Source organism: Nonomuraea sp. NPDC048892 (genome assembly GCF_040649735.1).
GTDB lineage: Bacteria > Actinomycetota > Actinomycetes > Streptosporangiales > Streptosporangiaceae > Nonomuraea > Nonomuraea maheshkhaliensis.
In genome coordinates, this window is sequence record NZ_JBEZFZ010000014.1 from 123,187 (window position 1) to 143,943 (window position 20,757).

Here is a 20,757-nt window from a genome sequence, read left to right on the forward strand (position 1 = left end):
ATTAGGTGACGTCGATGCAGAAGCCGCAGCGGGTGCTCTCCAGGGATGCCGAGTGGAAGGCGCTGGAGCAGTTCGTCCGGCATCCCGATCCGCACCTCCGCCTGGGTGTCGTGTCCGGGCGGCGCAGGGTGGGCAAGAGTTTCGTGCTGCGTGCCCTCGCCGAGGCGAGCGGTGGTCTCTACGTGACCGCCGTCGCCGAGGAAGGGGTCGTGGCGTCGCGACGGCGGCTCGCGGGGGACATCGCCCGACACGCGGGCGTCGGGTCGGGGATGATCGCCGATGCGAGCTGGGAGGAGCTGCTCACGACGGCGATCGAGCTCACCTCCCGCCGGCCGGGGGTGCTCGTCATCGACGAGTTGCCGTACTGGATGGGCCACTCTCCCGAGCTGCCGGGGCTGTTGCAGCTGCTCTACGACCGGTCCCAGGCGGGGGAGGGCGCGCCGGGCGGGCGCGTGATCGTCTGCGGGTCTGCCATGTCGGTGATGAACGAGCTGCTGTCCGGGACCAAGGCCCTGCGCGGCCGGGCAGCGCTCGACCTGCGGCTGGCGCCGTTCGATCTCGGTACGACGGCCCGCCACTGGGGCATCGGCGATCCGGCCGCCGCCGTGCGGGTGCACGCGATCCTCGGGGGATCTCCCGGCTACCGGAACCTGGCCGGCGTTCCCGCTCCTCGTACGGTCGCGGACCTGGACGAGTGGGTGCCCGCCACCGTGCTCGATCCGCGGCAGGCGCTGTTCTCCGGCAGCGAGGCCGAGTACCTGCTGCGCGAGGATCCCAAGTTCACCGGCAGCGCGCTGCACTACGCGATCATCAACGCGGTCGCCGGCGGGGCCAGCAGCCCGGCGAAGATCGGCGGGCTGCTGGAGCGGCCGCGCACCGCGCTGGCCCGGCCGCTGGAGGCCCTGACGAGCGCCGGATTCCTCCGGTACGACACCGACCCCCTGTGGGAGAGACGCCCGGTGATCACCGTCGTGGATCCCATCGTGCGTTTCCACAATCTCATCACCGTGCCGCAGCGCGATCTGGTCGATACGGGGCGGTCGGCGCAAGCCTGGCAGCGGTCGAGGCCGACCTTCGTGGCCCGCGTCCTAGGGCCCCACTTCGAGCAGTGCGCCAGAGACTGGCTGCGCGGTCAGGCCGAGTTCAGGGGAGAGGCCGGTCTGGTGGCGGCCACCGTCGTCAACGACCAGAAGGGGCGGGCCAAGCACGAGATCGACGTCGTCGCGCTGGACAAGAGGGCGGGGCGGGCGAAGATCACGGTCGTCGGCGAGGCCAAGGCGACCGTCACGCGGCGGACCATGGCCGATCTGGAACGCCTGGACGGGCTGAAGACGGTGCTGGCCGGGCATGGGCACGACACCGAGCCGGCCGTCCTGGCGCTGTTCTCCCTGGAGGGTTTCCAGCCGGATCTCGTCGAAGCGGCGCGGCGCAGAGGAGACGTGCTGCTGGTGGGAGTGCCTACGCTGGTCGAAGGTGCGGACCCCGTGGTGGTGCCGCGCCGATTCTTCTGAGGCGGGCGGTAACAACGGGCGGGATGTGACCACTTCCTGGTGTCAGAAGAACGCATTCCGAACGAAGGGGCTGGGCGGTGACGGATGATGCGCACCGGTTCACCGGCATGTACGACGAATGCCGGCAACGGGTCTGGGCCTACGTCGTCAGTCGGGCCGGGCGGCAGGTCGCGGACGAGGTGGTCAGTGAGACGTTCGCGATCGCCTGGCGGCGGCTTGACGACGTGCCCGACCCGGCGCTGCCCTGGCTGCTCGGCGTCGCCCGCAACGTCCTGCGCGACAACGTACGCGCGGAGGTGCGCAGGCAGGCCATGGCCGCCGAGCTCCAGGCGTGGACCGAGGGGGACGTGGCCGACCAGGTGACCGAGCGGATGGCGGTCCTGCGGGCGCTGGCCGCGCTGCGGGAGGACGATCGGGAGATCCTCGTCCTGGTCGCCTGGCACGGGTTGTCGCCCAAGGAGGCCGCGCGGGTGATCGGGTGCTCGACGGCGGCGTACCGGGTGCGGCTGCATCGGGCTCGCAAACGGCTCAAACAGGCCATCGAGGCGGTGGAGTCCGCGGAGCTCGTGGAGTCCGCGTCGTCGGCGGGTTCGGGGGAGGCGGCGGCGGGCGAGCCGCACTCCGGAGGGCCGTCTTCGAGCGCGCCGTACGCCGGCGAGCCGGTCCGGCGCGAATCGCCCACGCCCCACGTGCGGAACCTCAGCGAGGAGTGGTCATGAACCCCATCGACGAACTTCGGGCGGCCAGGCCCGCGCACCTGGACGGCGGCCAGGTGGACGAGCCGACCAGGGCCGTGGAGCTGGCCCGTGCGATGTCGGGACCCCGTCAGGCGCCTCGTAGGCGCAGAATCGTACGGCCGGCTTGGGGGCTGGGGCTGGCGGGGGCCGCGGCGGCCGTGACGGCGGCCGTGGTGGTCGTGTCGGGGAACGGCGCGGTGCCCACGAGCCCGTCCCCCGCGCCGGGCACCCCGGGCGTCGCGGCGAGTGTCACCCGGACGAGCGCGCCCCGGGTGGCGTTGCCGGCCAAGGAGGTGCTGCTGGCGGCGGCGGAGAACGCGGCGCGGCAGGACGAGGGCAGCGGCGCCTACTGGCACAGGGAGTCGGTGAGCCGGAACCTCTACCGGGTCGAGGACGGCGGCTACCTGGTCGTGGACCGTACCCGTTCCGAGGGCTGGACACCCAGTGCCGTCGGCGGCGAGCAGTGGTCGCGCAGCCGGTCGCTCGGCGCGGAGCCCGCCACCGAGCAGGACAGGCAGGCGTGGGAGCGGGCGGGGTCGCCGTCCGCGTTCCAGGCCGTCATCCCGGGCAAGGGGCAGGGCAAGGAGAAGTACGGCGCCATCCCGCTGTCCACCTCCCCGCGTCCGGCGAGGACGGAACGCAGCCCGCTGACCGACGGTGACAAGGTGTTCTGGCTCGGCAAGAACGTCACCATGAAGGACCTGCGCGGGCTGCCGAGCGATCCGGACGGGCTGAAGAAGTGGCTGATGGCCTCGTACGAGGGCCACGGGACCGAGGCGGAGAGCCAGGAGATGTCGGGCGACGTGTGGCTGTTCACGGTCAGCATGGGGCTGATCATGGACATGCCGGTGACGCCCGAGGTCCGGGGCGCGGCCTTCCGCATGCTGGCCGAGCTCGACGAGGCGAAGGTGACCGCGAACGTGACCGACGCCGAGGGGCGGCAGGGAACGGCCGTGTCGGTGGAGGAGCCGACGCACGGAGGCGGGATCGACGAGAAGCGGCTGGTCTTCGACGAGGCGACCGGGCGGGCGCTGGCCAGGGAGAACGTGGTGGTGAAGGCGGGCACGTTCCAGGCCGGGCTGGCGCCGGGCACGGTGTGGACGTCGGAGGTGCTGATCGGGTCCGGCTGGACGGACGCGGCGCCGAAGGGCTCCTGACCTCGTCGTCCCTGGCCGCGAGGCTCGTCGTCCCGATCGCGCGGCTTGCCGGGCGGGCGTCCGCTCTTGGCAGGCCGCCCGGTGGGCCGGGTGGTCAGCCGCTCTGGCGGGCCGCGTCGTTGGCGTTCGTACGGATCTGCTGGATGCGTTGCTTGGTCAGCCCGAGCAGCTCGCCTATGTCCCCGTCCGACAGCCCCAGCTCGTGCATGTGTTTGACCCGCTTCTTCAGCGTCCGCGTGTAGTCCTCGGCGATGGCGGCGGCCTGGCGCTGGAGGGCGGCGAAGTCGTCGAGGTCCTGCTCCGACAGGCCGGGCAGGGCGTAGTGGTAGACCGGGGCCGGCGGCCTAGGACGGTCGGCGAACAGGAACGGCAGCCCCTCGGCGACGTCGGCGTGCAGCTCCTTGAGCGTACGGGCGGACATGCCGCCGGCCACGCCGTCCACCTGGGCCAGCCACAGGCTGCCGGCCATGGTGACGTGGACGTCCACGCGGTCTGCGGTCATCGGTGCTCCAGTCAGTCCTTCAGCTCAGTCCTTCAGCCAGCCGTCGCCGAAAAGGTGTGCCAGCCCTTCTTCGAGTGAGTCCACGAGCTGTGGCGTCTCCCCTGGGTAGAGCGGGACGATCGCGCGGGCCGCGACCCGGCCCCCGATGTCCCACAGCAGCAGGAAGCGCTGCCGCCTCGTCGTCTCCACCCAGTCGGGGCGCAGGCCGTGGAGGCGGGAGAGGCCGATGATGCGGTCGCGGATGGCCGCGTAATCATCTCGTTCCACCACACGCGGCAGACTATATCCCTTGACTAACAGCGACAAGGGGTCTTGTCGGCGATATTTCCCATACGTGTTGGTTAGGGCGCGCTTTTGGTCTAGGTCGTGAGCCAGGCGCGCGCGAACGTCTCCACGGCCGTACGGGCGATCGTCGCCAGCTCCGCCTCCTCCAACTGCCGGGTGCCCATCTGCGAGCGGGCCTCAAGGGGGCCCAGGATCAGAGCCAGGAACTGCTCGGCCGCCAGATCGGGATCCGTGGTGCGCAGGCGGCCGGCCAGCGCGAGCCGGGCCAGGCGGTCGGCCAGCGCGTGGTTGAGGCGGTCGAGGCCGTACTCCTTGACGATGTCGAGGATGTCGGGAAAGTGGGTGATCTCCGAGTAGAGCAGGCGGCGCAGGGCGCAGTATCGGCTGTCGGTGTGCAGGCGGAGCAGCGCGAGCGCGACGCCCTCCAGCGCGGCGGGCAGGTCATCGCCCGGGTCGCTCAGTGGCGCCAGGGCGGCCACGCGCTGGTCGAGCGCGGCGATCGCGGCGGCCTCCACGGCGTGCCTGAACAGGGTGGCTTTATCGGTCATGTGGTTGTAGACCGTCGGCTTGGCCACCCCCGCCTCAAGCGCGATGTCCTGCACGCCGGCCTGCGCATACCCCTGCTTGGCGAACACGGTGAAGGCGCCGTCCAGGATCGCCTGGCGCTTGTCGATCCGTCCGCGGGTGGTGCTGCTCACGTCATCGATTGTACTCACCGGTTCAGCTAGATGGACGCGCCGGGTTGCGATCGAACGCACGAGGTACTTATCTTGAACCAATGAGTTCAATAAATGATGACCGACTGGGTCGTCGGCTGGTGGGGATCATCGCCGTGGTCCTGCTCGGTGGGCTGCTCGGCATCCTCAACAGCACGATGGCCGCCGTCGCCACCGACACCCTGGTGCTGGCGTTCGACACGTCGCTGAGCACGGTCGGCTGGGCCTCCACCGGGTTCCTGCTGGCCGTGACCGCCACCATCCCGTTCACCACCTGGGCCGTCGACCGGTTCGGCGGCAAGCGGCTGTGGATCGCGGGGCTGCTGGTGTTCCTGGCCGGTTCGCTGGCCGCGGGGCTGGCCTGGAACGCAGGCAGCCTGATCGCCTTCCGCGCCGTGCAGGGGCTCGGGGCCGGGCTGCTCGATCCGCTCGTGCTCATCCTGCTGGCCAGGGCCGCGGGGCCGCGGCGGGCCGGGCGGGTGATGGGGCTGATGGGTGTGGTCCTGTCGCTGGGGCCGGTGCTCGGGCCGATCGCGGGCGGGGCGATCCTGGGGGCGTTCACGTGGCGGGCGATGTTCCCGATCAGCGTGGTCGTCGGGGTGGTGGCGCTGGTGCTCGCCGTACGGGTGATCCCCGCCGACGAGCCGGGCTCGCGGGGACCGTCCAGGCTGGACGTCCTGGGCCTGGCGCTGCTCGGCCCCGGGTTCGCGGCCGTGGTGCTGGGGCTGTCGCAGACGGCCGAGCAGGGCACGATCGCGGTCTGGCAGGCGCTCACGCCCCTGGGGCTGGGCATCGCCCTGCTCGCCGGGTACGCCGTGCACGCCCTGGGCCGGCGCCGGACGCCGCTGATCGACCTGCGGCTGTTCCGCAACCGGGGGTTCAGCGGCAGCGTCGCGATCATGGGGCTCGGCGGCATGGGCCTGTTCTCCGGCCTGTTCGCGCTGCCGCTCTACTACCAGCAGGCACACGGGCACGGCGTGCTGGCGGCCGGGCTGCTCATGGCTCCGCTCGGGCTCGGCGGCTCCATCGCCATGCCCCTGGCGGGACGCCTCTCCGACCGGATCGGCGCGCGCGGCCTGGCCGCCGGCGGGGCGGTCGTCGCGATCCTGAGCATGTTCGCCCTGACCCTGATCGGGCCGGGAACGCCTGAGGTCTGGCCGGCGCTGGCGGCGCTCACGCTCGGCCTGGGCAGTGGTTGCTTCAGCGCGCCGACCATGGGGTCGCTGTACCGTACGCTGCCCGGTCCCATGGTGGCGCAGGGCAGTTCCGTCCTCTACATGCTCAACCAGCTCGGCGCGGCGCTCGGCGTCGCCCTGGTGACCCTCGTCGTCCAGAGCGCGGCCGACACGATGAGCGGGCTGCGTGGCGTCTTCTGGGTCGGCGTCGTCTCCACGGTGATAGTCCTGGCCCTCGTCCCGCTGCTCCCGGGCAGGACGACCGTGGCGCCGGCGCCCGTACCTTCGGATCTGGAACGAGCGGACGTACCACGCTAATTCGCTTGCGGAGGGTAGAGGAACTCTGGCCTGATAGATCATGTTCCAGACGCGACCGGAAGGAGGCGATACGAAGATGACGTACAACGAGGTGACCGGGACCAGGCGGCCGCTGCGCATGTGGGCGGAGCCCGAGACGGTCGATCCGCAGGCGATGCAGCAACTGCGTAACGTGGCGAACCTCGAGTGGGTCCACGGTGTCGCCGTCATGCCGGACGTGCACCACGGCAAGGGCGCGACGGTGGGCTCGGTCATCGCGATGAAGGACGCGGTCTCGCCGGCGGCGGTCGGCGTGGACATCGGGTGCGGGATGACCGCGGTGAAGACCTCGTACAAGGCTTCGCAGCTCCCCGACAACCTGGCCTACCTGCGCGGGAAGCTGGAGCAGGCGGTGCCGGTCGGGTTCGGCCACCACAAGCGGCCGGTCGACCCGGGCAACGTGCACGGGATGAAGACGGCCGGGTGGACGGAGTTCTGGAAGGACTTCGACGACCTCGCGCCGGCCGTCCACGCGCGGCGCGAGCGCGCCGAGGTGCAGATGGGCACGCTCGGGGGCGGCAACCACTTCCTGGAGGTGTGCGCCGACGACGAGGGCTGGGTGTGGGTCGTGCTGCACTCGGGCTCGCGCAACATCGGCAAGGAGCTCGCGGAGCACCACATCGGGGTGGCCCGCGGCCTCTCCCACAACAAGGGCCTGGTGGACCGCGACCTGGCCGTCTTCCTCGGCCGCACGCCGGAGATGGACGCCTACCGGCGCGACCTGTTCTGGGCCCAGGACTACGCGCGGCGCAACCGTGCGGTCATGATGGGCCTGGTCTGCGACGTGCTGCGCCGCCACCTGCCGAACATCGCGTTCGAGCAGACGATCTCCTGCCACCACAACTACGTCGCCGAGGAGCGCTACGACGGGGTGGACGTGCTGGTCACCAGAAAGGGCGCGATCCGGGCCGGCTCCGGCGACCTGGGCATCATCCCTGGCTCGATGGCCACCGGCACCTACATCGTCAAGGGCCTCGGTAACAGCGCGGCCTTCAACTCCGCCTCGCACGGGGCGGGGCGGAAGATGAGCAGGAACAAGGCGAAGAAGACGTTCACCGTCAAGGACCTGCAGGAGCAGACGGCCGGGGTGGAGTGCCGTAAGGACTCCGGGGTGATCGACGAGATCCCGGGGGCCTACAAGGACCTGGAGTCGGTGATGGCGGCCCAGACGGACCTGGTCCAGGTGGTCGCGCACCTGCGCCAGGTGATCTGCATCAAGGGCTGACCGGGGTCGCCAGCTTCGCGGGGGCCGGTCCGACAGCGTCGGACCGGCCCCTGATCGGTTTCTCCGTGGCGGGAGACCACTCAGATGAGAGAGCGCTCCCTGAGGTGGGATGGTGCGGTCGAGTGGGGAGTCAAGGCCGGGCGGATTCCGAGGTTTTCTTGGCGGTGGCTGGGTGAGGCGGGTTCGCGTCGTCCAGGGTGAGTTATCGCTGGTGGTACGGATGTTTGGCGGTGAGCGACTGCGCTCGATCGCTTCCGGGAGGTTTCGGCGGGGTTAACCGACGTCTTGACAGCGGGTGGGGAGGCGAGCACGCTCCTTCTCAGGGAGCGCTCCCTCGAACCAGCCCCCCCAGTTTGACGGAGACCTCGTGAGCTCACCCCTGCGCTGCCTGGCTGTCGTGGCGAATGCCAGATCGTCGGCACGTTCGCGTTGTCCGCCTGCGCCGTCCTGCTCGGCCAGAGCGAGTCCGCCTTCACCGCTTCGGATGTTCGTCGACCGCGTACGGGTCCACCGATGATCAAGGGAGCCGCCATGTTACCCGTCTCACGACTGATCGCCCTGCTGTCCGTGCTGTTCGCCACGTTCGCCGTGGCGCCTGGGCCGGCCTCGGCCGAGCCCGTACGGGTGGCGGAGTTCCTCGCCGACTGCCCGTTCAGCCACCGGCTGCCCGACGACCCGATCGTCTTCCCCGGGCTGCCCGGGGCCTCGCACATGCACAGCTTCTTCGGCAGCCGGGTCACCAACGCCCACACCCAGCTCGCCGACCTGCAGCGGGGCGCGACCAACTGCAACCCGGCCGTGGACAAGTCGTCGTACTGGGTGCCGACCCTCTACCGCGACAACGCTCCCGTGGAGCCGGCCATCATCACGTTCTACTACCTCGGCGAGGGCGTGCGTGACGACATCGTCGCCAGGACCCAGCCGCTGCCGCTCGGGCTGCGGATCGTGGCCGGGAACGCCAGGGCGACCGGGCCCGACAACACGACGATCTCCCGGTGGTCCTGCCTGCACGCCGGGCACGTGCCCCCTTCCAAGGATTTCGTGAACTGCCCGTCCGGGACGATGCTGGAGTCGTACCTGGACTTCCCGCAGTGCTGGAACGGCCGGGACCTGGATTCGGCCGACCACAAGAGCCACATGGCCTATCCGGTGGGCCTGCAGTGCCCGAGCAGCCATCCGGTACCGGTGCCGAAGCTGCGGCAGGTGATCCGTTACCCCGTGACCGGCGATCCTTCGCGGCTGCGGCTGGCGTCCGGGGGCGGGTTCACGATGCACGGCGACTTCTTCAACGCCTGGCCGGTCGAGGAGATGGAGCGGCGGGTGCGTGACTGCATCAGGCCGGTCATCAAGTGTGGCGCTGACGGGCGGCCGTCCTAGGGCCGGTCATCAAGCTGGTGTCGGCATGCGGCTGCCGTAGGGCCGGTCGTCACGTGTCGGCGCCGATGTGTGGCCGTCGTAGATCTTGCCCGGGCGGGCGTCCCTTCCCGCTCGCCCGGGCCTTTCGCCTGGGGATGGTTCCGGTGCTGAGATGTGGGTTGATGTCGTTCGTGGTGGTTGCGGTTGCGTGCTTTGCCCTCGTGGGGTGCTCTGCTCCAACTCGGGGCCCGGCTGCTGCGGTGCCTGCTGCTCCTGCTGTGTCCGGTTCTCAGGCGTCCGGTTCTCACGGTCGCGGCTCGCACGGGGCCGGCTCCGGGGGGTCGGCCGCCGCGGGGTCGGGTGCGAGTGCTGCCGCTGGGTTCAGCCCGACGGATCTGGCCTGGTTGCAGCTTGCCGAGGCGTTGCACGGGCGGGTCGTGCCGCTGCTCGAACTGGCTCCCGATCGGGCCGGGAAGCCGCTCACCAGGCTGGCCGGTCGGCTTGGCACCGCGCATGAGAAGGGGCGCGGGCGGTTGCGGGCGCTGCTCGCCGAGGCCGGGGTTACCGGGGACAATCCTCATGCTCTGCACGACATGCCCGGTATGCCCACCGCCGACGAGCTGCGTGCCTTGGACGGGCTGCGTGGCGACGCCTTCGAGCGGCGCTTCACCTCGCTGCTGCGGGCGTACCTGAATCAGCTTGTGCTGGTGGCGAACGGCGAGCGTGACGCCGGTGGCTCGGCGCGGGTGCGTGAGCTGGCGAAGACGATGGCAGGCGTGCACACGACCGAACTGGCCGAGCTGGACCGGGTCGCCGGGTGATCAGAGCCCCTTTCGTGACGGGTCGCCGCGGTGCGTCAGCCTGGCTCGGTCGTGGTGCTTCGGTCTGGCTCGGCCGCGCGTGGCCGGGGTCGGCGCGTAGGTTGGCCGTATGCGGATCGGGGAACTGCTGGGGGTCGGACGCAGTGCCGACGTGTACGCGATCGGCGGCGGCCGGGTGCTGCGCCGCTACCGGTACGACCTCGACGCCAGTCGGGAGTCGGCGGTCATGGTGTACGTGGCCGCGCACGGCTATCCCGTCCCCGAGGTCTTTCCCGGCGAGGGCCGCGCGACCGACCTGGTGATGGGCCTGGTACGGGGGCCGACCCTGCTGCAGGCGTTCACCGAGGGGAAGGCCGACGCGGGGGAGGTGGGCCGGATCCTGGCGGGCTTACTGCGGCGGCTGCACGAGATCCCGCCCATGGAGCCGGGCGACCCGGGTGATCGAGTCCTGCATCTTGACCTGCATCCCGACAACGTGATGCTCGCCCCGCAGGGACCGGTGGTGATCGACTGGGCCAACTCCCGGTCTGGGCCGCCCGCGCTCGACTGTGCCCTGTCGGCGCTGATCATCGCGCAGGTGGCCGTGGACGAGGAGCTCGGCCGGCCGGAGGAGGCCCTCGCGGCGCTGGCCGCGCTGGTGGCCGAGCTGGGGGACGACCTGGACGTGGGCGATCCCCTGGACGAGGCGAAGGCGATCCGGGACGCCAACCGCACGCTCAGCGACCGGGAGCACGGCCTCCTGGACGAGGCGGTGGCGCTGGTGCGTGAACTGGCCTCCTGATCCGTCCTGGCTTGGTCAGCGCCAGACGTTCGCAGCCGCGCGAGGTTCCGGCGGCGCCGCATGCGGTGGTCAGGATGCGGGTCTTGGTCAGCGCCAGGCGCCGTTGGTGGCGGCTTGTTTGGCGTAGGTTTCGAAGGATTTGGGTGGGTGTCCTGTCACCTGGGCCACCGTTTCGGTCACCGGCTGGTCGCCGAGGGCGCGCAGGGCGGCGAACGCCTTGGTCGCCTGGATCGACTCTCCCGAGAATCCGTTGGCCGCGATGTAGTCTTCGTCGCCGCCCTTGTAGCGCACCTCGCGGCCGCTGGCCCGGCCGATGATCTGCACGGCCTCCTCGAACGGCAGTGAGCGCGGCCCGGTGAGCTCGTAGGTCTGCCCGGCGTGGCCGTCCTCGGTGAGGGCCGTGGCGGCGACGGCGGCGATGTCGCCCGCGTCGACGAAGCCCTGCCCGACGTCGCCGAGCGGCAGCACCAGCTCGCCCGCCATGATCGCGGGCCGCAGGAAGCCCTCGTCGAAGTTCTGGTCGAACCAGCTCGGCCGCAGGATCGTCCACGCGGCCGGGCTGTCGCGGACGGTGCGCTCGGCGGACAGCAGCCGCTCGTCGCCCATGGTCTCGATGCCGCCGCTGGACAGCAGCACGATGCGCTCGACGCCCTGCTCGACGGCCAGCGACACGAACGCGGGATCGATCGGGGTGCCGTCGGGGGCCATCAGGTAGAGCGCCGACGCGCCGGACACGGCGGCCTGCCAAGTGGCGGGGTCGGTCCAGTCGAACCGGGTCTCAGCGCTCCTGGAGGCGGCCCGCACGCGATGACCTGCGGCCCGCAGTTGCCCCGCCACGCGGCGGCCGGTGGTGCCGGTGGCGCCTAGCACGAGAATCACTTGGCGAGCCATGCCCGTAGTCAAGCAAAGGCCACCGACAGAATCGGTCAAGGGCTGCGGTCCGCTCGGTCCGGAAGGTCGCCGGCAGGACGCGTCGAGGGCTGCCGGCTGCTCGGTCCGGAAGGTGAAGGCTCGGGTTACTCCGTCCAGGCCGCCGTGGCGTCGAGGCGTTCGCGCCACAGCTTCTCCCCGCCGCCCCCAGGCTCCCAGCGGGCGCAGAAGTCGAGCAGGTCGCGGCAGCGCGCCACCATGGCCGCCTGGCGCTCCGGCCAGCCGGGAACGTCGTCCCCGTACGCGGCGAAGAAGTGGGAGAGCAGCGGCACCTGCTCCGGATGGTGGCTGCGGACGATCCACTCCAGCCAGGCCAGGTCCTCGACCGGCCGGCCGGGATGGGCCCACTCCCAGTCGAGGATCGCGGCCGTCTCGATCGTGGCCGGGTGGAACAGCATGTTCTGCGGGCCGTAGTCGCCGTGGACGATGCCGAGCCGGTGGATGCGGGCCAGCATCCGTCCGCACTCGGCGAACACCTCGGCCGCCCGCCCCTCGTCGATGAGATCCTGACCGTGGGAGCCGTCGACGAACCGGGTGGTCAGGCTGGTCGAGGTGACCTGGTGGACGCGGGGGACCGGCAGGCGGCCACGCAGGCGGCGCAGATAGCGGCTCTCCGTGCTCAGCCGAAAGGCCGCTTCGGGACCCTGGTAGCACTTCACGACCAGGGCGCCGTCGCCGAATGTGCTGTTGGTGTACCCGTGCTTCACAAGGGTCGATTCTGGCGTACCCGGACGCCTCCCGGGCCCCTTGGCGCGCCATCCGAGCGGCTCCGATACACGATGTAAGGACGGAACAAATACCCCAACGGGGCGGAAAGCGCGTGCACCAGGCGGCTGAACGGGAAAAGGAGGAACAGCATCATCCCCACCACGGTGTGCACCTTGTAAAGACCGCTCGCCTGGCTCATCGCGACCACGTCGGGACGTAGCGTGAAGATGCCGCGAAACCAGGGCGCGACCGTGGTTCGATAGCTCACCTCGCTGGGTACGAGCCCCGCGATCGTGGTCACCGTGCCCGTGACGATGGCGCCGGCCAGCACCACGTACATCACCTTGTCGTTGACCGTGGTCGCCAGGAAGACGGGGCCCTTGGTGCGGCGGCGGTAGATCAGCAGGGCCAGCCCGGCCAGGGTGGCCAGGCCCGCCAGGCCGCCCCAGACGACCGCGTTGGCGTGGTACGCCTCGTTGGACACGCCGACGGCGCCGGTCCAGGCGAGCGGGATGACCAGGCCGGTCACGTGGCCGACGATCACGAACAGCAGCCCGTAGTGGAAGAGCGGGGAGGCCACGCGCAGCAGCGGGCTCTCGTAGAGCTGGGAGGAGCGGGTGGTCCAGCCGAACTTGTCGTACTTGTGCCGCCAGATCAGCCCGCCGACGAAGATCACCAGGGTGACGTACGGCGCGACCGTCCACAACATGTCCTCGCCCCAGCTCATCGGTGGCCGCCCGTCGTCCACGATCTGCTCTCGCCCCAGCCCGTCGTCCACGACCTGCTCTCGCCCCGGCTCATCGGTAGCCTCCCACGCTCTCGGCGGGTGGCCCGGACGCGGCCAGCCGGGCGGCCCGCGCCCGGTCGGCGGCGCCGATCGGCGGCAGCGCCGCGCACACCGCGCCGAGCACGTGCCGGTACGGCGAGTCGCGTTCGCGCAGGGCGGTGAGCAGGAGCTCCAGCCCCGCCCGGTGCTCGTTGAGCAGCGCGGCCCCCGAGTCGTCCAGCGCGGCGAACTCCAGCAGCACCGGCAGGAAGTCGGGCAGTTCGTCCTCCATCAGCTCCCAGCCGGCCATCCGGTAACGCTCCTTCAGCGCGGCCAGCGACTCGCCGCGCCGGCGGGTGTCGCCGTCGGTGTAGTAGGTCAGGTAGAGGCAGCAGCGCCGCTGCAGGTCGAACGTCTCCACGTAGTGGGCGGCCAGCTCGCCGGGGCCCAGCTCCGCGGCGAGCGCCAGGAACGTGGTGAAATGCGGCTCTGCGGCCTCCCTGATGAGCGGCAGGCGGCGCCAGAAGCGTTCGTCCGGATAGGCGAGCAGGTGGGCGGCGGCCTGCCAGACGACGGCGGGATTCATGATTTGCCCTTCCTTCGCGGGAAAAGTCCGGCCGGGGCGCCGCGGCCGTCCCAGTTGAGCAGGTTGACCCGGTCGTGGGTGATCTCGTCGCCGGTCTGGCGCTCCTTCAGGCCGTGGAAGCTCTCGATCGAGACCGGCACGGGGCGCCCCGACGCCTCCCCGAACGGCCCCTGCATGCCGGGCCCGCCGTCGTAGTCGAGGCTGCAACCGCCCTCCTCCACGACGCCGGGCACGTTGCCGTAGGCGGTCGGGATGACGTAGCGGTCGTCGTACTTGGCCAGGGCGAGCAGGCGGTACATCGCGTTCAGCTCCTCCTCGGACAGGCCGACGTCGGGCAGGACCGGCTCCTCCCCGAGGTTGACCGCCCGCATGTACGACCGCATCGCGGCCAGCCGGCGCAGCGCGGCCGTCACGGGCGCCGGGTCCCCCGCGGTGAACAGCTCGGCCAGATACTCGACGGGGATGCGCAGCGAGTCGATGGCGGCGAACAGGTTGCCCGCGTCCTCGCCGTCGTGCCCCGTGGTGGACAGGGCGTCCACGACGGGGGAGAGCGGAGGGACGTACCAGACCATCGGCAGCGTGCGGTACTCCGGATGCAGCGGCAGCGCTATCCGGTACCGCTTGATCAGGTCGTAGATCGGCGACCTGCGGGCGGCCTCCAGCCAGTCGGCGGGCAGCCCGGCGCGCTCGGCCGCCGGATCGTACGGGTCCACGAACAGGTCGAGCTGGGCCTCGTAGAGATCACGCTCGTCCGCCACCGAGGCCGCCTCCGTGACGCGGTCGGCGTCGTACAGCAGGACGCCCAGGTAGCGCAGCCGCCCCACGCACGTCTCGGAGCAGACCGTGGGCAGCCCCACCTCCACGCGGGGGTAGCAGAACGTGCACTTCTCCGCCTTGCCGGTCTTGTGGTTGAAATACACCTTCTTGTACGGACATCCCGTCACGCACATCCGCCAGCCCCGGCACCGATCCTGGTCCACCAGCACGATGCCGTCCTCGGCCCGCTTGTAGAGCGCGCCGGACGGGCAGGACGCCACGCACGACGGGTTCAGGCAGTGCTCGCAGATGCGCGGCAGGTAGAACATGTACGCCTGCTCGAACGACAGCCTGACCTGCTCCGACACCTTCGACAGCACCGGGTCGGGGCTCGGGTCGCCGCCCAGGTCGTCGTCCCAGTTGGCGCTCCACTCGATCTTCATCGGCTCGCCCGTGATCAGCGACCTGGGCGGCGCCACGGGGACGTCGTCCGAGAGCGGGGCGTTCGTGAGGTTCTGGTAGTCGTACGTCCATGGCTGGTAGTAGTCCTGGATGGACGGCATGAGCGGATTGGCGAAGATGGTCAGCAGCTTGCGCAGCCGGCCGCCGGCCTTCGGCTTGAGCCTGCCCCCTCGGGTCAGCTCCCAGCCGCCGCGCCAGCGCTCCTGGTCCTCGTACCGGCGCGGATAGCCCTGGCCGGGGCGGGTCTCGACGTTGTTGAACCAGACGTACTCGACGCCCGGCCGGTTGGTCCAGGTCTGCTTGCAGGTGACCGAGCAGGTGTGGCAGCCGATGCATTTGTCGAGGTTCATCACCATGGCGATCTGTGCCATCACCTTCACCGGTAACGCACCTCCTGTGATCTGCGCCGGATCGTGGTGATCTCGTCGCGCTGGTTGCCCGTCGGGCCGAGGTAGTTGAAGCCGTACGAGAGCTGGGCGTGGCCGCCGATCAGGTGCGTCGGCTTGATCAGCACCCGCGTCAGCGCGTTGTGCACGCCGCCCCGCAGACCCGTGGCCTCCGACTTCGGCACGTCGATCAGCCGGTCCTGGGCGTGGTACATGAAGACCGTGCCCTTCGGCATCCGGTGCGAGACGATCGCCCTGGCCACCACCACGCCGTTGCGGTTGACCGACTCCACCCAGTCGTTGTCGGCGATCCCCAGCTCGGCGGCGTCCTCGGTGGACATCCAGATCGTCGGGCCGCCTCTGGACAGCGACAGCATGAGCAGGTTGTCCTGGTATTCGGAGTGGATCGACCACTTGCTGTGCGGGGTCAGGTAACGCAGGGTTCCGCTCTCGCCGTACAGCGCGGCCAGATCCAGCGGCGGACGATAGATCGGCAGCGCCTCGCCGTACTCGTGCATCCACTCGTGATCGAGGAAGAAGTGCATGCGCCCGGTCAGCGTGTGCCACGGTTTGCCGTTCTCGACGTTGATCGTGAACGGCGCGTAGCGGCGGTCGTGCGACTCCTTGCCCGACCACTCGGGGCTGGCGGCGACCGGGACCGGCCTGGCCTGGGTGTCGGCGAAGACGATCCGGTGCCCCTCGGCGGCCAGCCCCTCGAAGCTGCGCCCGGTGCGCCGGGCGAGCTGGCGGAAGCCCTGCGCGGCCAGGCGGCCGTTGCTCACGCCCGACAGGGCGAGGATCGCCTCGCACGCCTTGGCCTCGGTGTCCAGCTCCGGCCGGCCCTTGGCCACGCCGCGCGGCACCAGGCCGCAGCGCTCGCCCAGCCAGGTCACCTCCTCGTCGGGCCGGAACGTCACGCCCTTGACCGGGATGCCCAGTTTCTCCGTCAGCGGGCCCAGGGCGGCCAGCTTCTCCGCGACCGCGCCGTAGTCGCGCTCGACCACCACGAGCTCGGGCTGACCGCGTCCGGCCAGCTCGCCGGGAGTGTCGTGCTGGTGCGCGAGCGCCACCACGTCCCTGCGCACGCCCAGGTGGTCCTTGGCCAGGTCGCTGAAAGAACGGGCGATGGCGTGGAAGGCGGCGAAGTCGGTGCGGGTCTGCCAGGGCGGGCTGATGGCCGGGTTGAACGCGTGCACGAACGGGTGCATGTCGGTCGAGGACAGATCGTGCTTCTCGTACCAGGTGGCGGCGGGCAGCACCACGTCCGAGAAGATCGTCGAGGAGGTCATCCTGAAGTCGAGGGTCAGCAGCAGGTCCAGCTTGCCCGCGGGGGCGCGCGGGTCGGGATTTTCCAGGTTGGACGTGGCGCCCAGGAGATGGTGCAGGAAGTACTCGCTGCCCTTGGCGGAGGAGCCCAAGAGGTTCGAGCGCCAGAGGGTCAGCACGCGGGGCCAGTTGCGCGGGTCGTCGGGGGTCTCGGCGGCGAGCCTCAGCCGGCCCGCCGCGAGCTCCGCCCGGGTGTACGCGACGGGATCCTCGGCGTCGCCGAGCTCCAGCGGATTGCGGTCGAACGCGGGCGCCATCGGCATCCAGCCGTTGCGTACGGCCTCCGTCACGAGGTCGGACGTACGCTTGCCGCGAAACAGCCCCGTGGCCAGCGGGCTGGTCAGCTCACCGGCGTCGAAGTGGTCATAACGCCACTGATCGGTGTGCAGGTACCAGAACAGGGCGCCGGGGACCTGGCGCGGCGGGCGCTGCCAGTCGAGCGCGCCCGCCAGCAGGGCCCAGCCGGCCTGCGGGCGGCACTTCTCCTGGCCCACGTAATGGGCCCAGCCGCCGCCGTTGCGGCCCTGGCAGCCGGTCAGGAGCAGCAGCGACAGGAAGGCGCGGTAGATCGTGTCGCCGTGGAACCACTGGGTGGTGCCCGCGCCCAGGATGAACATGCATCTGCCGCCGGTGGCCTCGGCCGTCCTGGCGAACTCCCTGACGATCTTCTGCGCCCGCGCGGCCGGGACGCCGGTGATCTGTTCCTGCCAGGCGGGGGTGTAGGGCTCGGTTACGTCGTCGTAGCCGGTCGGCCAGGTGCCCGGGAGGCCCGGGCGGTGGACGCCGTACTGGGCGAGGAGCAGGTCGTAGACGGTGGTGACGGTACGACCGGCCACCTGTGTTGTGGGGACGCCCCTGCGTACCGGAGGGCCGTCGTCGAAGCGGGGCAGCAGGACCTCGGCGGGCTCGGAGCCGGGTTCCGAGGCCGGCTCCGAGCCGGGTTCCGAGGTCGGCTCCGAGACGGGTTCCGAGGTCGGCTCTGAGGCGGAGTCTTTGCCGGAGTCCGAGGCGGGATTCGGGCCGGGTTTCGGGCCCGGTTTCGAGCCTGGTTTCGGGTCGTACAGCGTCAGTTTCGGTTGGTGGTCGAGGTCGAGGTTCCAGCGGCCCTCGCCCGAGTCGGTCCAGCGGAAGCCGGCCGAGCCGTTCGGCACCACCGGCTCGCCGGACTCGGCCAGGAACACCGTCTTCCACCCGGCCGCCTCCTCGTCCGAGCCGAGGTCCTCGGCGGTGAGGAACCGGCCCGGCACGTACGCGTCGCCGCGCCGCTCCAGCGTGACCAGGAACGGTAGGTCGGTGAAACGCTTGACGTAGTCGGCGAAACGCGGGGTCTCCCGCTCGACGAAGAACTCCTTCAGCAGCACGTGACCCATCGCCATCGCGAGCGCGCCGTCCGTGCCAGGCCGCACGGCCAGGAACTCGTCGGCGAACTTGGCCGCGTCGTTGTAGTCGGGCGAGACCACCACGACCTTCTGGCCCCGGTAGCGCGCCTCGGCCATCCAGTGGGCGTCGGGCGTGCGGGTGACCGGCACGTTCGAGCCCCACAACATCAGGTACGCCGCGTCCCACCAGTCGGCCGACTCCGGCACGTCCGTCTGGTCGCCGAACACCTGCGGCGAGGCCACCGGCAGGTCGGCGTACCAGTCGTAGAAGGACAGCATGGTGCCGCCGATCAGCGACACGAACCGGGAGCCGACGGCCTGGGAGACCATCGACATGGCCGGGATGGGGGAGAAGCCGGCCACACGGTCGGGGCCGTAGGTCTTGATGGTGTGCACGTGGGCCGCCGCGATGATCTCGCACGCCTCGTCCCAGCTGATCCGCACCAGGCCGCCCTTGCCCCGGGCGGACTGGTAGCGACGCCGTTTCTCCGGATTCGTGGTGATCTCAGCCCAGGCGGCCACCGGGTCGCCCAGGCGTTCCTTCGCCTCCGCGTACATCTCGACCAGGACACCCCGGGCGTACGGGTAGCGGATCCGGGTCGGCGAGTAGGTGTACCAGGAGAAGGCGGCGCCGCGTGGGCAGCCGCGCGGCTCGTACTCGGGGCGGTCGGGGCCGACACCGGGGTAGTCGGTCTCCTGGGTCTCCCACGTGATGATGCCGTCCTTGACGTAGACCTTCCATGAGCACGACCCCGTGCAGTTCACGCCGTGCGTGGAGCGCACCACCTTGTCGTGGCTCCAGCGGTCGCGGTAGAAGGTGTCGCCTTCCGTGCCGCCCTTGACGAAGAGCGTGTGCAGGTCGCGGCTGGTGGCGGAACGGCGCAGGAAGCGGCCCGTCTTCAGCAGGAGATCTTCGGCGCTCACACCCCCACTTCATCACAGAAAGTGACTCTCTGTTACACAGGGTGCATGTCCTGCTTCGTAAAGTTCGGCCTCCGGCGCTCATCGCGGAGGCCGTTCCGGTTTGCGAAAATGGTTTGCCGGATGAGGGGACACCTTGTCAATGTGGTCAGGCTATGCGCTCCCTTCCTGAGGCCGATCCCGGCGTGCCCGATCTACGCAGCCCGCTCCGCTACCTGTGGTGGAACGCGCGGCGGCAAATGCCACCCCTGCTCGCGGGCATCGGCTTCGCCACCCTCTGGTGGCTGGTGCAGGCGCTCATGCCGGCCGTGCTCGGGAAGGGCATCGAGGCCGTCACGGCCAAGGACACCAGTGCGCTGCTCCTGTGGGCGTCGATTCTGCTCGGGCTCGGCCTGCTGCAGGCGTTCACCGGGATCATGCGGCACCGGATGGCCGTCTACAACTGGCTCGCCGCCGCCTACCGCACCGTCCAGCTGACCAGCAGACAGGCCGCCAGGCTCGGCGCCACGCTGCCGAAGCGGCTCTCGACCGGTGAGGTCGTCAGCGTCGGCAACTCCGACATCGCCCACATCGGCAGCTCCATGGACATCCTGCTGCGCGGCATCGGCTCGATCGTGGCCGTCATCACCGTCACCGTGATCCTCATCTCCACCTCGCTGCCGCTGGGGCTGCTCGTGCTGTTCGGGGTGCCGCTCATGGCCGTGGCCGTCGGGCCGCTGCTGCGCCCGATGCACAAACGCCAGCGGGTGCAGCGTGAGCTGTCCGGTGAGCTGTCCACCAGGGCCGCCGACATCGTGGCGGGGCTGCGGGTGCTGCGCGGCATCGGCGGGGAGCAGGTGTTCGCCGAGCGCTACCGCGCCGAGTCGCAGCGGGTGCGCCACGCCGGCGTACGCGTCGCCGGGATCGAGTCGGTGCTCGAAGGCGCCCAGATCATCCTGCCCGGGCTGCTCATCGCGATCGTCACCGGCATCGGCGCCACGTTCGCCGTCGCCGGGGAGATCCCCACCGGGCAACTCGTCGCGTTCTACCTGTACGCGGTGTTCCTCATCGGGCCCATGCGCACGTTCACCGAAATGGCCGACAAAATCACCAAAGGTCACGTCGCGGCCGGGCGGGTGATCCGCATCCTGTCCGTCGAGCCCGAGATGACCGGCGGCACCGGCAGCAGCGAGGGCGGCGTGCTGCGCGACTCCTACAGCGGTGTAACGCTCCAACCCGGCTCCCTCACCGCCGTCGCCGCCTCCAGCCCCGACGACGCCGCCGCCATCGCCGACCGGCTCGGCCGCTACGCCGAGGGCGACGTCACGTTCGGCGCGGTCGAGCTGCGCACCCTGCCCATCGACCAGGTCCGCTCCCGGATCCTGGTCGCCGACAACGGCGCCCGGCTGTTCAACGGCCGGCTCCGCGACGAGCTCGACGTACGCGGCGGGGCCGACGACGACGAGGTGCGCTCGGCCCTGCACACCGCCTGCGCCACCGACATCGTCGACGCCCTGCCAGAAGGGCTCGACGCGGAGGTGGCCGAGGCCGGGCGCGAGTTCTCCGGCGGGCAGCAGCAGCGGCTGCGGCTGGCCAGGGCGCTGCTGTCGGACCCCGAGGTGCTCATCCTGGTCGAGCCGACCAGCGCCGTCGACGCCCACAGCGAAGCCCGCATCGCCGACCGCCTGGCCAAGGCGCGGGCCGGCCGCACCACCATGATCTGCACGACCAGCCCCCTGGTCCTCGACCGGGCCGAACACGTCATCTACGTCGAGGACGGGCGCGTACTGGCCGAGGGCACCCACCGGCAACTCCTCGACACCTGTCCGCAGTACGCGGCCACCGTGACCCGCGGGGAGGACTGACCCATGCCCCGCACCTGCCCACTGTCGGCGGAAGGTCGAGCTCAACGCCCGGTGAGACTCTTCCGCTCCG

At 70.6% G+C, this 20,757-nt stretch carries 18 protein-coding genes; 9 read left to right on the top strand and 9 right to left on the bottom strand.

Annotation, left to right across the window (positions count from 1 at the left end):
- Window positions 1–14 precede the first annotated feature (14 nt).
- The 3 genes from AB0C28_RS35950 to AB0C28_RS35960 all read left to right on the top strand — a co-directional run bounded on the left by AB0C28_RS35950 (window position 15) and on the right by AB0C28_RS35960 (window position 3,405).
- The gene (locus tag AB0C28_RS35950) at window positions 15–1,511 is read left to right on the top strand and encodes an ATP-binding protein (protein ID WP_358080183.1); all 1,497 of its coding nucleotides are present in this window, start codon (window positions 15–17) and stop codon (window positions 1,509–1,511) included.
- A 77-nt stretch (window positions 1,512–1,588) separates the two neighbouring features.
- Window positions 1,589–2,230: an RNA polymerase sigma factor gene (locus AB0C28_RS35955; protein ID WP_357854844.1), complete on the top strand. Its 642-nt coding sequence runs from the start codon at window positions 1,589–1,591 to the stop codon at window positions 2,228–2,230.
- Entirely contained in the window at window positions 2,227–3,405 is a 1,179-nt protein-coding gene (locus AB0C28_RS35960; RefSeq protein WP_358080132.1) for a CU044_5270 family protein, read from the top strand. Before AB0C28_RS35955 ends, AB0C28_RS35960 begins: the two co-directional genes overlap by 4 nt.
- Window positions 3,406–3,499: 94 nt before the next feature.
- Here AB0C28_RS35960 and AB0C28_RS35965 read toward each other — a convergent pair whose 3' ends face one another.
- The 3 genes from AB0C28_RS35965 to AB0C28_RS35975 all read right to left on the bottom strand — a co-directional run bounded on the left by AB0C28_RS35965 (window position 3,500) and on the right by AB0C28_RS35975 (window position 4,890).
- Entirely contained in the window at window positions 3,500–3,907 is a 408-nt protein-coding gene (locus AB0C28_RS35965; RefSeq protein ID WP_346113273.1) for a hypothetical protein, read from the bottom strand.
- 24 nt (window positions 3,908–3,931) lie between these two features.
- Window positions 3,932–4,174: a hypothetical protein gene (locus AB0C28_RS35970; RefSeq protein WP_357854838.1), complete on the bottom strand. Its 243-nt coding sequence runs from the start codon at window positions 4,172–4,174 to the stop codon at window positions 3,932–3,934.
- A 92-nt stretch (window positions 4,175–4,266) separates the two neighbouring features.
- Window positions 4,267–4,890: a TetR/AcrR family transcriptional regulator gene (locus AB0C28_RS35975; RefSeq protein WP_358080133.1), complete on the bottom strand. Its 624-nt coding sequence runs from the start codon at window positions 4,888–4,890 to the stop codon at window positions 4,267–4,269.
- Window positions 4,891–5,009: 119 nt separating this feature from the next.
- Between AB0C28_RS35975 and AB0C28_RS35980 the strand changes: the two genes are divergently transcribed.
- From AB0C28_RS35980 to AB0C28_RS36000, 5 genes are all read left to right on the top strand, one after another.
- A complete protein-coding gene (locus tag AB0C28_RS35980) occupies window positions 5,010–6,401 on the top strand; it encodes a DHA2 family efflux MFS transporter permease subunit (RefSeq protein ID WP_358080134.1) in 1,392 nt (463 codons plus the stop codon).
- A 76-nt stretch (window positions 6,402–6,477) separates the two neighbouring features.
- Window positions 6,478–7,665, top strand: coding sequence for an RtcB family protein (locus tag AB0C28_RS35985; protein WP_358080135.1), 1,188 nt, complete (start codon window positions 6,478–6,480; stop codon window positions 7,663–7,665).
- 531 nt (window positions 7,666–8,196) lie between these two features.
- Complete coding sequence (locus AB0C28_RS35990) at window positions 8,197–9,042, top strand: DUF1996 domain-containing protein (RefSeq protein WP_357854827.1); 846 nt, start codon at window positions 8,197–8,199, stop codon at window positions 9,040–9,042.
- 383 nt (window positions 9,043–9,425) lie between these two features.
- Window positions 9,426–9,842: a DUF305 domain-containing protein gene (locus AB0C28_RS35995; protein WP_357854824.1), complete on the top strand. Its 417-nt coding sequence runs from the start codon at window positions 9,426–9,428 to the stop codon at window positions 9,840–9,842.
- A gap of 109 nt (window positions 9,843–9,951) precedes the next feature.
- Window positions 9,952–10,623, top strand: a complete 672-nt coding sequence (locus tag AB0C28_RS36000) for a phosphotransferase (protein WP_358080136.1) — start codon at window positions 9,952–9,954, stop codon at window positions 10,621–10,623.
- Window positions 10,624–10,710: 87 nt separating this feature from the next.
- On the opposite strand, the gene AB0C28_RS36005 is transcribed toward AB0C28_RS36000, so the two are convergent.
- From AB0C28_RS36005 to AB0C28_RS36030, 6 genes are all read right to left on the bottom strand, one after another.
- Complete coding sequence (locus AB0C28_RS36005; protein WP_357854818.1) at window positions 10,711–11,514, bottom strand: NAD(P)H-binding protein; 804 nt, start codon at window positions 11,512–11,514, stop codon at window positions 10,711–10,713.
- A gap of 125 nt (window positions 11,515–11,639) precedes the next feature.
- Window positions 11,640–12,260, bottom strand: coding sequence for a phosphotransferase (locus tag AB0C28_RS36010; RefSeq protein ID WP_346113261.1), 621 nt, complete (start codon window positions 12,258–12,260; stop codon window positions 11,640–11,642).
- Window positions 12,257–12,988 carry a respiratory nitrate reductase subunit gamma gene (gene narI, locus AB0C28_RS36015; RefSeq protein WP_357855528.1) on the bottom strand — a complete coding sequence of 244 codons (732 nt, stop codon included), beginning with the start codon at window positions 12,986–12,988 and terminating at the stop codon, window positions 12,257–12,259. Before narI ends, AB0C28_RS36010 begins: the two co-directional genes overlap by 4 nt.
- 70 nt (window positions 12,989–13,058) lie before the next feature.
- Window positions 13,059–13,613 (bottom strand): nitrate reductase molybdenum cofactor assembly chaperone, encoded by a 555-nt coding sequence (narJ, locus tag AB0C28_RS36020; RefSeq protein ID WP_357854812.1) that lies wholly within the window; start codon window positions 13,611–13,613, stop codon window positions 13,059–13,061.
- Window positions 13,610–15,202 (bottom strand): nitrate reductase subunit beta, encoded by a 1,593-nt coding sequence (narH, locus tag AB0C28_RS36025; protein WP_357855525.1) that lies wholly within the window; start codon window positions 15,200–15,202, stop codon window positions 13,610–13,612. Before narH ends, narJ begins: the two co-directional genes overlap by 4 nt.
- 5 nt (window positions 15,203–15,207) lie before the next feature.
- On the bottom strand, window positions 15,208–18,846 hold the full coding sequence (locus AB0C28_RS36030; RefSeq protein ID WP_358080137.1) for a nitrate reductase subunit alpha: 3,639 nt from the start codon (window positions 18,844–18,846) through the stop codon (window positions 15,208–15,210).
- Window positions 18,847–18,998: 152 nt separating this feature from the next.
- Between AB0C28_RS36030 and AB0C28_RS36035 the strand changes: the two genes are divergently transcribed.
- Window positions 18,999–20,687 carry an ABC transporter ATP-binding protein gene (locus AB0C28_RS36035; protein WP_357854806.1) on the top strand — a complete coding sequence of 563 codons (1,689 nt, stop codon included), beginning with the start codon at window positions 18,999–19,001 and terminating at the stop codon, window positions 20,685–20,687.
- The last annotated feature ends 70 nt before the right edge of the window (window positions 20,688–20,757 follow it).